The 13,529-nt window shown below is 43.4% G+C and carries 14 protein-coding genes; 6 read left to right on the forward strand and 8 right to left on the reverse strand.

Going from position 1 to position 13,529, the window contains the following annotated elements; translation table 11 throughout:
- Positions 1-9: 9 nt before the first annotated feature.
- Together AC07VD_RS18415 and AC07VD_RS18420 are read right to left on the reverse strand one after the other, a co-directional pair.
- Positions 10-252 (reverse strand): spore germination protein, encoded by a 243-nt coding sequence (locus tag AC07VD_RS18415; protein WP_014478992.1) that lies wholly within the window; start codon positions 250-252, stop codon positions 10-12.
- 13 nt (positions 253-265) lie between these two features.
- On the reverse strand, positions 266-538 hold the full coding sequence (locus tag AC07VD_RS18420; protein ID WP_003243854.1) for a spore germination protein: 273 nt from the start codon (positions 536-538) through the stop codon (positions 266-268).
- Positions 539-884: 346 nt separating this feature from the next.
- Between AC07VD_RS18420 and AC07VD_RS18425 the strand changes: the two genes are divergently transcribed.
- The 3 genes from AC07VD_RS18425 (at position 885) to AC07VD_RS18435 (ending at position 2,456) form a co-directional block, all read left to right on the forward strand.
- A complete protein-coding gene (locus AC07VD_RS18425) occupies positions 885-1,481 on the forward strand; it encodes a TetR/AcrR family transcriptional regulator (RefSeq protein WP_124060036.1) in 597 nt (198 codons plus the stop codon).
- Positions 1,478-1,822, forward strand: coding sequence for a DoxX family protein (locus AC07VD_RS18430; protein WP_124060035.1), 345 nt, complete (start codon positions 1,478-1,480; stop codon positions 1,820-1,822). Before AC07VD_RS18425 ends, AC07VD_RS18430 begins: the two co-directional genes overlap by 4 nt.
- Before the next feature lie 163 nt (positions 1,823-1,985).
- Positions 1,986-2,456 (forward strand): GNAT family N-acetyltransferase, encoded by a 471-nt coding sequence (locus AC07VD_RS18435; RefSeq protein WP_124060034.1) that lies wholly within the window; start codon positions 1,986-1,988, stop codon positions 2,454-2,456.
- Between the two features lie 163 nt (positions 2,457-2,619).
- Here AC07VD_RS18435 and vmlR read toward each other — a convergent pair whose 3' ends face one another.
- The 3 genes from vmlR to dinB all read right to left on the reverse strand — a co-directional run bounded on the left by vmlR (position 2,620) and on the right by dinB (position 6,652).
- Complete coding sequence (vmlR, locus tag AC07VD_RS18440) at positions 2,620-4,266, reverse strand: ABC-F type ribosomal protection protein VmlR (RefSeq protein ID WP_124060033.1); 1,647 nt, start codon at positions 4,264-4,266, stop codon at positions 2,620-2,622.
- A gap of 319 nt (positions 4,267-4,585) precedes the next feature.
- On the reverse strand, positions 4,586-5,962 hold the full coding sequence (locus tag AC07VD_RS18445; protein WP_014475969.1) for an amino acid permease: 1,377 nt from the start codon (positions 5,960-5,962) through the stop codon (positions 4,586-4,588).
- 171 nt (positions 5,963-6,133) lie between these two features.
- Positions 6,134-6,652 carry a damage-inducible protein DinB gene (gene dinB, locus AC07VD_RS18450; RefSeq protein WP_130573280.1) on the reverse strand — a complete coding sequence of 173 codons (519 nt, stop codon included), beginning with the start codon at positions 6,650-6,652 and terminating at the stop codon, positions 6,134-6,136.
- Between the two features lie 168 nt (positions 6,653-6,820).
- Here dinB and AC07VD_RS18455 point away from each other — a divergent pair, with 168 nt between their 5' ends.
- Positions 6,821-7,279: a MarR family transcriptional regulator gene (locus AC07VD_RS18455; RefSeq protein ID WP_003242874.1), complete on the forward strand. Its 459-nt coding sequence runs from the start codon at positions 6,821-6,823 to the stop codon at positions 7,277-7,279.
- Complete coding sequence (locus AC07VD_RS18460) at positions 7,276-9,933, forward strand: MMPL family transporter (protein WP_494721906.1); 2,658 nt, start codon at positions 7,276-7,278, stop codon at positions 9,931-9,933. Before AC07VD_RS18455 ends, AC07VD_RS18460 begins: the two co-directional genes overlap by 4 nt.
- Before the next feature lie 146 nt (positions 9,934-10,079).
- Here the strand turns inward: AC07VD_RS18460 and AC07VD_RS18465 are convergent, their stop codons facing one another.
- Complete coding sequence (locus tag AC07VD_RS18465; protein WP_494721907.1) at positions 10,080-10,709, reverse strand: nitroreductase family protein; 630 nt, start codon at positions 10,707-10,709, stop codon at positions 10,080-10,082.
- A gap of 15 nt (positions 10,710-10,724) precedes the next feature.
- Positions 10,725-11,219 carry a MarR family transcriptional regulator gene (locus AC07VD_RS18470; protein WP_072557150.1) on the reverse strand — a complete coding sequence of 165 codons (495 nt, stop codon included), beginning with the start codon at positions 11,217-11,219 and terminating at the stop codon, positions 10,725-10,727.
- 310 nt (positions 11,220-11,529) lie between these two features.
- On the opposite strand from AC07VD_RS18470, the gene AC07VD_RS18475 reads away from it, so the two are divergent.
- Positions 11,530-12,738 (forward strand): MFS transporter, encoded by a 1,209-nt coding sequence (locus AC07VD_RS18475; protein WP_014475975.1) that lies wholly within the window; start codon positions 11,530-11,532, stop codon positions 12,736-12,738.
- 36 nt (positions 12,739-12,774) lie between these two features.
- On the opposite strand, the gene AC07VD_RS18480 is transcribed toward AC07VD_RS18475, so the two are convergent.
- Complete coding sequence (locus AC07VD_RS18480) at positions 12,775-13,512, reverse strand: sulfite exporter TauE/SafE family protein (RefSeq protein WP_003234130.1); 738 nt, start codon at positions 13,510-13,512, stop codon at positions 12,775-12,777.
- Between the last annotated feature and the right edge of the window lie 17 nt (positions 13,513-13,529).

Raw genomic sequence — 13,529 nt, forward strand, 5'->3', positions numbered from 1 at the left:
AGATTCTCCTTAAATTTGATTTGCAATAGGCGCAGAAGGGTTTCCGATTTGGTCTTGATCACTAACGTCTGAATCAATATTTCCAGTGTTCAAAAGTGAAGACGTAGGCGAAAGATCCCCTAAGGAAAAGTTTGCTCCAAAATATTTGCTGTTCGCAGTATGGCTGTTGTGCACAGTCGGGCCGACATCTATATTTCCGTTTTGCGTGACGCCGTTGATCTTAATATTTGCGATGTTAATTTGATATGGCATAGACGAAACCCCTTTAATCTAAAATTGGCGGTGGTGCAATCGGAGGAGCATTAACGTTGGATGTATCAGAGTTGCCGATAGATGTCTGATCATTTACATCAGGATCGTTTAAGAAGTTTTCCATAACCGATTCTGTAGGTGAGGTATCACCGAAAGAAGAATTGGTCCCTTGAGATTTTTGATTGTTGGTAGGGCTGTTATAAGCAGCTTCGCCTATTGTAATTGAACCATTGCCCGAAATACTGTTGATCTTCAAATAATATAGGTTGATTACTGTAGACGGCATCCCATCACACCCTTCCATCTTTCTGTACAGTACATTATGCGCTGCTGCACCCAATTGTTCCTTGCATTTACGGGCAAAACTCTATCTGGCCCCGGAGTGATGTTTGTTAGAAAAAAAGAATAAAGTTTGTCACAGCCTGAATGTCAATCTATTCAGCAAATACCTATCAGTGAATGAAAAGCCATTGATATAATAAATTGATTCAGTTATTCGAAATACATAAGACCCTTTAATAAAGGAAGCTGGCAACAGGATGAGTTTGAAATCATTGACAATGAAGCTAATGCCATGAAATAATACTCGTAAGTAACATTACTCGTGAGTATTATTTTGGGGGTGGTCCTAGTTGAAAAGTAAAGGACGTAAAGGAGAAGAAAGCCGGAAACGGTTACTCAAAGTTGCCGCTAATGAATTTTCGGTTCGGGGATTCCATGACGCGAAGGTAAGTGAAATTGTGAAAAAAGCTGGGTTCACGCAGCCTTCATTTTACCTGTACTTTCAAAGCAAAGAAGCCATCTTTGCCGAGTTAATAACCGATTTTCACTCTCGAGTCAGAAAGCTGACAGAGTCACTTCTTCTGGAAAACGGATTAAACACGGAGGATGTGTCAAAACGGGTACTGCTAGCTGTAGAGACTGTTTTTCAATTTTTGGCTGAGGACAAGAATTTAACCAAGATCGGCTTTTTTCTCAACCCAAAAGCAAAACAAATGAAAAAAGACTTGGCGATGGTTTTGAAAGAGAACTTAGAAGCAGAACAGCGGCTTGGCTATTTTCACTCTGAACTAAATATGGAAACTGTCGCTGAGTGTTTGGTCGGCATGATTGAACATTTAACCGATTCATTTTTGTTAACCGGAATCAAAGATCCGGCAAGCCTCGCAGCAGAGGTTGTGAATCTTTTAATTTACGGGATGCTTCCGAAAGGGAATGATGTAAGATGATATCTATTATTATGAAAGTCAGTTTGGCAGTTTTTATGCTTGCGGGAGGCATCATAAAGGTAAGCCGCGTTCCCTTTCAAGTTGAGCATTGGCGGCATTATCAATATCCATTATGGTTTCTGACTGTTACTGGCATTCTTGAAATAGCCGGAGCACTTGCTATGACAGCGGGAATTTGGAATCGGTATGCAGCGATTGGAGCAGGTGTTCTGTTTGTCGTTCTCATGGCGGGAGCAATTCATGCGCATATGTTTCGAGCAAGACAATCGGTCATCATGGCGATACCAGCGATAATCTGTTTGATTGTTTCTATCATGATCATCATGGGGAGTTACACGTAAGCTTTTTCACTATTGTTTAAGAACAAGCCCATTTGCAGGAAATCTCCTTTTCTTATCGAATAATAGAAAGTCCAGGAATTAACTGAATCAGTAAAATAGAGCTCCATTTCTGCGTTATTCGTCCGGCATCAGCTGGGCTTTTTTTATAAAGGAGGAATACAGGATGGCATTAACTTTGGAAGACATGACTGAGGAAGAGTTCGAAGCCTTTCGCGGGATGTCCGTGCAAAATTATGCGAAACAAAACATAACGTCAGGAACTTGGACGGAAAAAGAGGCGCTTGAGAAATCGGAGCAGGCATATGAGAACATGATTCCGAATGGGCGAGACAGCAGCAATCATTATTTTTGGAACATCACAAATGACCAAGGGGAAAGAATGGGCTGGCTCTGGCTGTATGCTGATCCGTTTCATCCGCAAAAGGAAGCGTTTATCTATTCCTTTGGGTTGTATGAAGCCTTTCGCGGAAAAGGACTTGCTCAATTGGCGCTTCAAACGCTTGATGAAAGAGCAAGAGAGCTTGGTGTGGAAAGGCTGGCTCTTCATGTATTTGCACACAACGAGACAGCCGTCTATCTCTATCAGAAGATGGGTTATGCCATGACCAATATACGTATGCGGAAACAGCTATAGTGAAAAGCCGCTTACGTTACCCAAATACAACATGCCTATCTGGAAGCGGTGGCAGGATACTATAAGTCATCATTAGAAAAATTAATGTCATGGGAAGGCTTGAACATATAAAGAAAAAGGACAACAGCTGTTGTCCTTTTCAATACCGCTTGAACTTTCTCCCTCAGTCTTTTTTGTCTTGATGATCCAGCTCTTTTATTCGTTTCGTAAGCTCATTGAAAGCCTGATCAAGCTCCTTATACCCTTTATCATTTGGCGTCATAAAACTGAGTTTTCCCAGCACTTCTTGTCTTTCTGTCTCAAGCTTTAATCGAAGCTCTTCCCGCTCATTTCTTTCAGAAGGAGCGGCGTCATTTAACTGCTTTTCGATGCCGTTGTTTGAGATGACGAGTTTACTGTTTGTTGTTTTTTCGAGAAAGTATCGGTCATGTGAAACCGCCAGCAATGTGCCGCTGTATTGTGACAGTGTTTCTTCCAGCTGTTCGCGTGACGGCAGGTCGAGATGGTTTGTCGGCTCATCTAAAATCAGCACGTCTTTTTCCTCCAGAATATATGCCATCAGCTTGATCTTTACACGCTCACCCATACTCATATGCTTGATCTGTTCAGTCCATTGGGCGGCTGTAAAACCTAAGTGTCTCATCAGATTTTGAACGTGCCCCCTTGCTTTGAATGTTTCATTCTCAAATAACTCTTCCGGTGTTTGTTCTAAAGGCAAATCAAACACCTCCTGCGTTAAATAGCCGATGTTTGCGGACGGCGACACCCATACACTTCCTTCTGCTGTTTCCTGTCTCAGAATGATGTTCAGTAATGTCGTTTTTCCGCTGCCATTGGGGCCTATGATCGCAACCTTTTCGCCGTGCTGAATCGTAAAGTTTGCGTTTTTAAAGAGGATCCTTTCTCCAAACGCTTTTGTTACATTCTGAACTTCTAAAAAACGTTTTCCTGTTTTGTGGGTTGTATCGATTGAAAAGCGGACTGTATATTCTGGGGTGACGGGTTCCGCCTTTGCTTTTTCCAGCTCTTTTTCAAGCCGCTTCTGCTTGGATTTTATCTGGGCATCCGTACGCTTCGCTTTTACCCGGTGATATTCTTTAAACCCTTCCTTTTTCGTCGATTGAGCATGGGCTTTTTCCGACCAAGAAGCGAGCTCATTCATTTGTGCTTCAATCCGTTCAACCATTTTTTGCTGCTTTTCATATTCACGCTGCTGGGTGAGTCTTTTCTTCTCCCGGAACTTCATATACCCGGAGTAATTCCCTTTGAATTCAATCAGCGTCTGATCCTCAAGCGACCATATTTTTGTTGCGGCTTCGTCTAAAAAATATCGATCGTGAGAAACGAGAATCACAGTGCCGTTATAATGTTTCAGCTGTTGGATGAGAAATTGTAAGCTTTTTTCATCAAGGTGGTTTGTCGGTTCATCTAACAGCAGCAGATCTGCATCCTCTGATAGTCCTTTCGCCAGCCGCGCTTTCAGTTTTTCACCGCCGCTTAACTGATGAAAATCACGAAGAGGCACATGCCATTTCTCCAGTAACTTCTTTTCGGCAGGTGTCTGATCCGCAAAGAAATACGCCGCGGTTTCCTGTTCAACCAAAGCCAGTTTTATATCCTTCCGAAGGATTTGACCCTGTGCAGGGGCTAAGTCATTGTGAATGAGGTGCAGCAGCGTAGATTTCCCAGCGCCGTTTTTTCCGATAATCCCAATGATATCTCCTTGCTGAACACTGGCGTTTACATGTTTAAAAACAGTTAGATCCTTTACTTCATAGCTAACGTTTGTTAATGTTACGATCTCTTTCATCCATATCCCTCGCTTTAAAGGGAGAATAAAAAAATCCTCCCAAATGTGTTGGAAGGATTAGCCGTGCCTGTGCATGATCAAATAAGCTATTTTTTATAAATAGCAGTGTCGTATATATAGAAAATGGGCAGACTAATCCTATTTTTTGATTTGAAATATTGATTTCAAACGGTAAAAATAAGATTAGTTAATCATTGTCCACCCATCATCCCTTCTTGTTTTGATTACAAACACTATAGCATACCTTCAAATTCAAAAGCAAAGGTCATTTTCATCAAAAAAACTCCTGCTCTCATTTTTGAGGCAGGAGTTTCGAGTGTTATTGATGCTTCGCTTTTCTCACTTTATAAATCACAATCAGCAAAATAAACCAAACCGGTGTGACAAATAAGGAAACACGAGTATCCTGTGCCAGTGCCAGCACAACCAGAACAAACGCCAGGAACGCAAGAATCAGGTAATTTGTAAACGGATAAAGCGGAAGCTTAAACTTGTTTGTTTTCGCTAATTCAGGTCTTGTTTTGCGGTATTTCATATGGCAGATGACCGTAATCCCCCAAATGTAGATAAAGCATACGGTTGAAATACTTGTGATCAGGGTGAATACGCCTTCTGGCATGATGTAGTTTAACGTAACACCGATTAAAATCACGATAGCTGAAAAGAATAAAGCATTTCTAGGCACTTTACGCTGAGTCAGTTTCGCCATTGACTCAGGCGCATTGTGATCTTTCGCCAGGGAATAGACCATACGGCTTGTACTGAATACAGCGCTGTTGCACGCTGAAGCAGCGGATGTCAACACAACAAAGTTGATAATACTTGCAGCCCCGACGATGCCAACAGCGACAAATACTTGTACGAATGGGCTTTCGCTGGGATTGATGACATCCCAAGGATAGATGCTCATAATCACGAGAAGAGCCCCGATATAAAAAAGCAGCACACGGACAGGAATATTGTTGATCGCCTTAGGGATTACTTTTTCAGGGTTTTCTGTTTCACCGGCCGTAAGCCCGACAAGCTCAATGCCGACAAAAGCAAACACAACCATCTGGAACGAGAGGATAAACCCGTGCATGCCATTCGGGAACAGGCCTCCGTGGCTCCAGAGGTTTGTGAAGCTGGACACTCCTGAGCTTGTGGAAAAGCCTTTGAAAATCATCACAAGGCCAATGACGATTAACGCCAAAATGGCAATGACTTTAATCAAAGCAAACCAAAATTCTAATTCTCCAAAAAGCTTGACTGTCGCTAGGTTCATAATCAGTAAAATAATAAGAGCGATCAAGCCGGGCACCCATTGCGGCACACCCGGGAGCCAATATTGAGTGTAGAGCCCGACTGCTGTCAGATCAGCCATCGCAATGGAAATCCAGCAGAACCAATATGTCCAGCCGGTGATAAATGCTGCCATATCGCCTAGGTAGTCTTGTACAAAATCCACAAAAGAGTGATAGTTCAAGTTTGATAACAGCAGTTCACCCAGCGATCTCATAATTAAAAAGCAAATGATCCCTGTGATCATATAAGCAAATAAAATCGAAGGTCCGGCAAAATGAATCGATTTGCCCGAGCCGAGAAATAAGCCTGTCCCAATGGCTCCGCCGATGGCGATGAGCTGGATATGCCTGTTTTTCAAGCCTCTCTGCAACGTTTGCTGATTTATATTGTCTTTCGTCATGTCGTCTGTCACTTTATGTGTTCCTCCATTGAAAATTGTTTATTGAGTCAGCAATCTATTTTTAATGATTATTATAACACTAAAATTTCTATCTTTTTTACTAAAAAAGGATTGATGAAAAGAATTTTAATGTGATTTGGACTATTTCCCGAAAAAAGCGGCTCCATTTAGGGAGCCGCTTTTTTATGCTTTTTCAGTTTTTTTCATAAACAGGTAGAGCCCATAATCTGTCGGTGCGGATGCGTAGCCTGCCTGCCGCAGCATTGCTGTGATATTGCCGCGGTGGTATGTTCCGTGATTGACAACGTGGGGAAGTAGTTCGGAAACAGTTGTTTTCATGATTCCGCCTGAGGGATTTTGAATCTGGAGTGGCTGATTGAGCTGTTCTTTTTGCTGTAAAAATAGTGTAAAGCGCTCGGATAACTTCAGAAAAAGGTCTTCCATTTCCTCTATTTCTTTTGCCTCTGTCTGTTCTTTAAGCTGTTCAGCTAAAGCCAAAGCATCGCTCAAGGTTTTGCCGGAAAACACTTCAATCCAGCCGAGATCAGAAAGATAAACATGAGACAATACATGGGATATTGACGGAAACACGCTTTGAATTTCCTGATAGTATACCTCTTTTGGAAGCTCTTTTAATCGGTTGAATATTTGTTGATTGGCCCAGACGTTATATTCATACAATTTGAACGCCAAATCTGACATGTTAAAATTCCCCCTTTCATGTATATAGCTTCTATTATACACGAACGTGAGTTCTCGTGTAGAGTGCCCGTGAATAAAATTTGTTGACATATATAGTTTAGAGGAATAAACTAATTGACATTGAACATAAAGTTTAGTGGGGTAAACTATAATGAGGAGGGGAAGATATTGAATGAACAAAAGCTATGTCAGGCGATAAACCTGTTTGTGGAAGTCCTGCTTGAAGGGACAGAATTTGTGCATCGTGAAATCAATCAGGATGTCTTCAAGCATATCTCAAGGGAACAGGCAGACCTGTTGAAAATTTTAAAAGTCAAGGGCCCAACCTCTCCCGGCAGCCTGGCCATGTACCAAAATGTACATAAGAGCGCGATCTCTAACAGATTGAAAAAGCTGCTCGAAAAGGGATTGGTTCAATGGGACGACTGTCCGGAAAAAAGTGATAGGCGCTCTAAGCTTATTAACATTACACCCAGTGGTGAACACATACTGGAAGAATTAGATTCTGCCATCTTTAACGCGCTCAAACCGTTGATTGATGATATAGATGAGGAACACTTACATTCCATCATCGAGATATTCACCATTTTAAAAAGCAAATTTAAAGGAGGAGATTCTGCCGAATGAGAGCAATCATCAAATTCAAGTGGGCAATTGCAGCCATAGTATTAGCACTTACCGTCGTTTTGAGTTTGTTTTCTCCGAACTTAACGGAGCTGGCCAATCAAAAGGGGCAGGCCCAGCTTCCCGCTGATGCTGTTTCAGAAAGGGCAAACGCCATTTTAAAACAAGCGGGAGAAGACAATAATTCGATCAGTGTTGTCTTTACATTAGACAACGCTATAAAGAAAGAAACAGAGAATCAGCTCCGGATAATGATTGATAAAATCAAAAAGATCGACGGTGTAGAAGAGGTAACATCTCCTCTGTCAGCGGAAAAAGAAGTCAAAGACCAGTTGATGTCGAAAGACAAGAAAACCGTTCTCATGCCTGTCACGATTACAGGTTCTGATAAAAAGGCGGAAAAAATTGCGGACGAGATTTATCAAATCGTTCCTGATGACTTGACGGCATATATTACGGGAGCTTCCCTTATCAACCAGGATTTCGCTCACAGCTCAGAGGAAGGGCTTAAGAAAACGGAAGTGATCACAGTCTGCCTGATCATCGGTTTACTGTTGATCGTGTTCCGATCTGTTGTGACGCCTTTTATCCCGATTGTGGTTGTCGGTTTTTCTTATCTGATCAGTCAATCCATACTGGGCATCCTTGTATACAATGTTGATTTTCCAATCTCGACGTTTACGCAAACCTTCTTAGTCGCGATCCTGTTCGGCATTGGAACAGATTACTGCATACTGCTTCTTACACGATTCCGTGAAGAATTGGCAAACGGGCATGATAAAAAAGAAGCGGCGCTTATCGCTTACCGCACAGGGGGAAAAACCTTATTTATCAGCGGATTTGCGGTATTGATCGGATTTTCCGCCTTAGGATTTGCGAAGTTTGCGATTTTCCAATCCGCAGTAGGGGTAGCAGTCGGTGTGGGAATCTTAATGATCATCCTCTACACACTGCTGCCATTATTTATGGTGACACTGGGTGAAAAATTATTCTGGCCTTCTAAGAAAGTGCTGTCACACAGTGACAACAAATTATGGGCGTTTCTCGGCAGACACTCCGTTGCGCGTCCGTTTCTGTTTATAGTCATCACGGTCATTATCACGCTTCCGTTCATCTTGACCTATGATGACCAGATTTCATTCGACTCAACTGCGGAAATCAGCAGCGATTATAAATCTATAAAAGCTCTCGAGGCCATTAAGGATGGATTCGGGGAAGGAAAAGCGTTCCCGATCAATGTTGTCGTAAAAGGAGACAAAGATCTTACAACAGCTGATACAATCCCTTATCTCGGAAACATCAGCAAAGCGATCGAGAAAGTTGATCATGTTGACTCTGTTATGACCATTACGCAGCCGACTGGTGAAAAAATCAAAGATTTATATATTGATAACCAGCTAGGATCGGTTTCAGACGGGCTGGATAAGACGGTGAAAGGGATTGCCGATGTCCAAAGCGGATTAACGGATATAGAAAACGGACTGAATCAAATGGCAGGGCAAACCGGTTCGGCCTCAAATGGAGGGTCTGGCGGTTCACTGGGCGATGCGGCAGATGGCTTGGGCAAAATCAATCAGCAGCTGCAGCTTGTGAGCAAACAGATTTCCCAAACCGGCAATACCGCACAGACCGTGCAGCAGCTTACGGCAATCAGCGGACAGCTTGGCCAGATTCAAACCGGTCTTGAACAAGCGAACCAACAGCTCTCAGGCCAGCAGGCACAAGCTGGAACCCTGACAGAAAGCCTGAAGAAGCTGTCCGAAGGCGTAAAAAGCGCAAATGAGGGCCTGACGAAAGTCTCTGACGGTATTACAGCTTCCAGTGATATGTTAGAGGACATGAGCAAAAGTCCAACTGTAAGAGATACAGGCATATTCATTCCTGATCAAGTAATGAAGGACAAAGACTTTAAGAAGTCAATTGACCAGTATTCCTTTGCAGACGGAAAAGGTGTTCAATTAAGTGTCGTTCTGGATTCAAATCCGTACTCAGAACAAGCTATTACGACAATAAACCAAATCAAAAAAGCTGTCGCAAACGAAGTTGACGGCACTCCTTTGGAGGATGCACAGATCGTATACGGCGGGGTCACGAGTATGAATGCGGACTTAAAGGAGCTGTCCACAACGGACTTCTCCAGAACAATGGTGATTATGATTATAGGCCTGTTTATCGTGTTAACCATTTTGTTCCGCTCAATGATCATGCCGATTTATATGATCGCGTCATTGCTGCTGACGTACTATACGTCGATATCCATAACAGAATTAATTTTTGTAAACGGCTTAGGAAACGCGGGTGTCAGCTGGGCAGTGCCATTCTTCAGCTTTGTCATCTTGATCGCGTTAGGGGTAGATTATTCGATCTTCTTGCTGGATCGATTTAAGGAAGAGGTGCACCTTGGCATTGAGCAAGGTGTCGTCAGGTCAATGAGCAAAATGGGATCTGTCATTATTACAGCTGCCATTATATTGGCCGGTACGTTCGCGGCGATGATGCCTTCAGGTGTCAATACACTGATGCAGGTGGCAAGTGTTATCATCATCGGGCTCTTGCTTTACGGCCTTGTCATACTTCCGCTCTTCATCCCGGCAATCATTGCGACCTTTGGAGAAGGAAACTGGTGGCCGTTCGGCAGGAAGAAAGGAAAAGAATAATCGAGAGAAGAGTGATGAATGGTCATCACTCTTTTTTCATGACTAAACGACTAACTTCAGACTTGTTACCCAAAAAAGATCAGACGATCAAACGGCGGCTGTACTTAAAAACAAAGAGCCCGGAAAACATTCCCGGGCTCTTTGTTTTATTTCCATTCTGCAATTGTATCAATCGGCAGACGGTAGGAAGCATAGCCTTCGTCTGCTGCTTTTCCGATAGAAAGTAGCATAACCGGTACATAACGTTCTTTATCTAATCCGAAGGTTTCCGCGATGTTTTCTTTATCGTATCCGCCGATCGGGTTTGTATCGTAGCCATGCGCGCGTGCAGTCAGCATCAGCTGCATGGAAACGAGACCTCCGTCAATCAGGATCGTTTCACGGTTGACCTGTGCCGGAAGCTTTTCAAAATGTGCGGTCAGCGCGGCGATTTGTCTGTCTTTGACCTCCTGCGGCATGTAACCAAGTTCCACGGCTTTTGAATAGATTTCTTCTAGGTAGTCTGCATTGTTCATGTCTGCAAATACAGCGATGACAGCAGATGATGTTGTGACCTGAGTTTGGTTAAAGCTTGCAAGCGGTGCGAGCTTTTCTTTTCCTTCCGGGCTGTCAATGACAAGAAAACGCCATGGCTGCGCGTTAACAGAAGATGGGGCAGTTGTTGCTTCCTCTAAGATCTCTGTCATTTCTTCTTTGCTGATTTTTATTGCCGGATCATAGTTGCGGATAGAACGGCGGCCTTTCATAATTTCCATAAAATCGTTTGTTTTGATCATGTTGATACACTCCTCTTAAGCTTCGATATTATCTATATTGTTTCGCATTCGCGCCAGCACATCAATGAGCAGGCGGCGTTCTTCTGCGCTTACATTTGCGAGCATTTCCTTCATGAAACGCTCCTTTTCCTTCTTAGAAGACTCAATTCGCTCTCTTCCTTGGTCTGTTAACCGAACAAGGGTGATGCGGTTGTCCTCAGGCTTGCGCCGCCTTGATACCATGCCTTTGGCTTCCAGCTGTTTCAGGTGTCTGGTAACGGCTGCGCTATCGATATTTACTTTCTTTTGAAGGTCGCTTTGACTGATCTCATCTGCATGATAAAGCAATGTCAGCAATTCCAAACGAGATTGGCTGATGCCCGTGCATGCCTCGAACTTCACGCCAATCACCTTGTTCACGCCTTGCAGCTGATATAAAATCTCGGCTTCCTCTGAACAAAATGACGCCAAAACCCATCCCTTCTTTCCTGTCAAAACTATTAATTGATATATCAATGATTGACACGTCAATTAATATACAACGATTGATTTCATCTTGCAAGCCATTTGCACTTTTGAACAACCTCCCAGCGCATAAAATTCGCTAGGCTAGAACTTAGCAAAAAAAGCTGGCCGTTTCTTCAGATGATGCTGATCACGATGATTCCCCGCATCATTCCCTTTATAGGTGTTCGGAATATCACTTTGCCGAGCCCGTGCTCAAGCGGCTTTCACAGGCTGAAAGTTATGATACAATATACAAATGTTTCACAGCTTCAATCCATAGTTGGAGCTGACATCCATTATATAAGGGACTAGGTTGAAGGGAAGGTTTGATAACATGCTGCACAATCCAACTGGAAAAGAACGCTTGGCACTAGCGTTTCTGCTCGGCATGCTTGCTATATTGGGCCCGCTTAATATAGATATGTATTTGCCAAGTTTTCCTGAAATCGCGGAAGATTTATCAGCAAGTGCTTCACTTGTTCAGTTAAGTTTAACAGCCTGTCTGGTTGGGCTTACGATCGGCCAGCTAATTGTCGGGCCGGTCAGCGATGCGCAGGGAAGACGAAAACCGCTATTAATCTGTATTTTTTTATTTGCGTTATCTTCTCTGTTTTGTGCACTGTCGCCCAATATAACAACTTTAGTGGCTGCGCGTTTTTTACAGGGCTTCACTGCTTCTGCAGGGCTTGTGCTGTCTCGCGCAATCGTCCGCGATGTGTTTACCGGAAGAGAGCTTTCTAAATTTTTCTCGCTGTTAATGGTCATTACCGCGGTGGCGCCAATGGTTGCGCCTATGACAGGCGGTGCCATTTTGCTTTTGCCGTTCGCAACGTGGCATACAATTTTTCACGTCCTAATGATCATCGGATTTTTACTAGTTCTTCTGATTGCATTGAGGTTAAAAGAAACGCTTCCGCCGGAAAAACGGATTCCAAGCTCAATCGGAACATCCGTCAAAACGATGGGCAGCCTGCTGAAGGATCGATCCTTTATGGGGTACGCGTTAACTGTCGGATTTATTCACGGGGGAAGCTTTGCATATGTGTCTGGTACGCCTTTTGTATACCAGGATATCTACGGGGTGTCGCCGCAGGTATTTAGTATTCTTTTTGGCATTAACGGGCTGGCGATTATATCGGGCAGCTTTATCATCGGACGCTTTGGCGGAATCATTCATGAAAAAAGCCTGCTTCGTATAGCGGTCATTACGGCTATGATTGCGACGGCTGTGCTATTAACCATGACCATGATTCACGGTCCTCTTGCTACATTAGTCATATCCATTTTCATTTACATGATTACGATCGGCATGGTTCTGACCAGCACGTTTACCCTAGCCATGGAAAAGCAGGGGCACCGCGCCGGAAGTGCAAGTGCGCTGCTTGGGATGCTCCCGCTGCTCCTTGGTTCAATCGTGTCACCGCTTGTAGGCATTAATGAGACAACAGCCGTTCCGATGGGAGCCATCATGTTTGTAACAGCTGTCATCGGCTCACTGGCGTTTTTTGGATTAACGAAAGAACGAGTAGGGCAGAATTCATAAAAAAAACCTGACATGACGTCAGGTTTTTTGTTTTATTTAGAATAACAACAGCAGGCCTGCAATCGCCGGAGTCAAAAAGATGGCTGATTTCAAAACCACCTTTGGCATGAGGTTGGTGAATTTCGCGCCTACATAGGCACCGCACATTGTCCCGACCAGAACTTTGACAAGCAAAACGTAATCAACAAAACCTTCTGTGATATACCCGATGCCTCCACCTACAGCCAGAGGGATGATCACAAGCATCGTCGTTCCGACAGAATGGCGAATGGACAGATTCAGCATAATCATTAAACCAATTTGAATAAAAGGTGCCGACCCAATGCCGAATGTGCCGGAAAGAACGCCGGCTGCAATTCCTAAGATTACCGCTCTCGTATACGTTGAAAGAGTGCTTTGATTCACTTGAGCCTTCTCTTTTAAAATAAATAATCTGATTAAAATGAGAATTGCTGATAAAAATAACATTCCAGCCGTCAAATAATGAAGCAAATCAGCCGGAATAAAAGATGTCAGCTTGGCGCCGAAAAATGAGCCAACCGCAGCAAAGCCTCCGACTATTAAGCCGATTTTCATTTGAATGTTGCCCTCGCGATAGTGGCTGTATGCCCCTGATAAGCTTGTAAAAGCCATGCCGGCAAGTGAAGTGCCTAAAGCCGTATGAATCGGGATATGGAAAAGAAGCGTTAAAAGGGCAATGACAAAGCCGGCTCCACCGGCGCCAATAAAGCCTAAAATAATTCCTAGAAGAAACATAACAAGAATAATGAGCATATTTTTTCCTCCATTGA

The organism is Bacillus sp. GW821-FHT01G09 (assembly GCF_059422205.1).

Coding starts and splice junctions, on each gene's coding strand:
- AC07VD_RS18415 (WP_014478992.1), bottom strand. CDS start 252: ATGCCATATCAAATTAACATCGCAAATATTAAGATCAACGGCGTCACG.
- AC07VD_RS18420 (WP_003243854.1), bottom strand. CDS start 538: ATGCCGTCTACAGTAATCAACCTATATTATTTGAAGATCAACAGTATT.
- AC07VD_RS18430 (WP_124060035.1), top strand. CDS start 1,478: ATGATATCTATTATTATGAAAGTCAGTTTGGCAGTTTTTATGCTTGCG.
- AC07VD_RS18435 (WP_124060034.1), top strand. CDS start 1,986: ATGGCATTAACTTTGGAAGACATGACTGAGGAAGAGTTCGAAGCCTTT.
- vmlR (WP_124060033.1), bottom strand. CDS start 4,266: ATGAAAGAGATCGTAACATTAACAAACGTTAGCTATGAAGTAAAGGAT.
- dinB (WP_130573280.1), bottom strand. CDS start 6,652: ATGTCAGATTTGGCGTTCAAATTGTATGAATATAACGTCTGGGCCAAT.
- AC07VD_RS18460 (WP_494721906.1), top strand. CDS start 7,276: ATGAGAGCAATCATCAAATTCAAGTGGGCAATTGCAGCCATAGTATTA.
- AC07VD_RS18465 (WP_494721907.1), bottom strand. CDS start 10,709: ATGATCAAAACAAACGATTTTATGGAAATTATGAAAGGCCGCCGTTCT.
- AC07VD_RS18475 (WP_014475975.1), top strand. CDS start 11,530: ATGCTGCACAATCCAACTGGAAAAGAACGCTTGGCACTAGCGTTTCTG.
- AC07VD_RS18480 (WP_003234130.1), bottom strand. CDS start 13,512: ATGCTCATTATTCTTGTTATGTTTCTTCTAGGAATTATTTTAGGCTTT.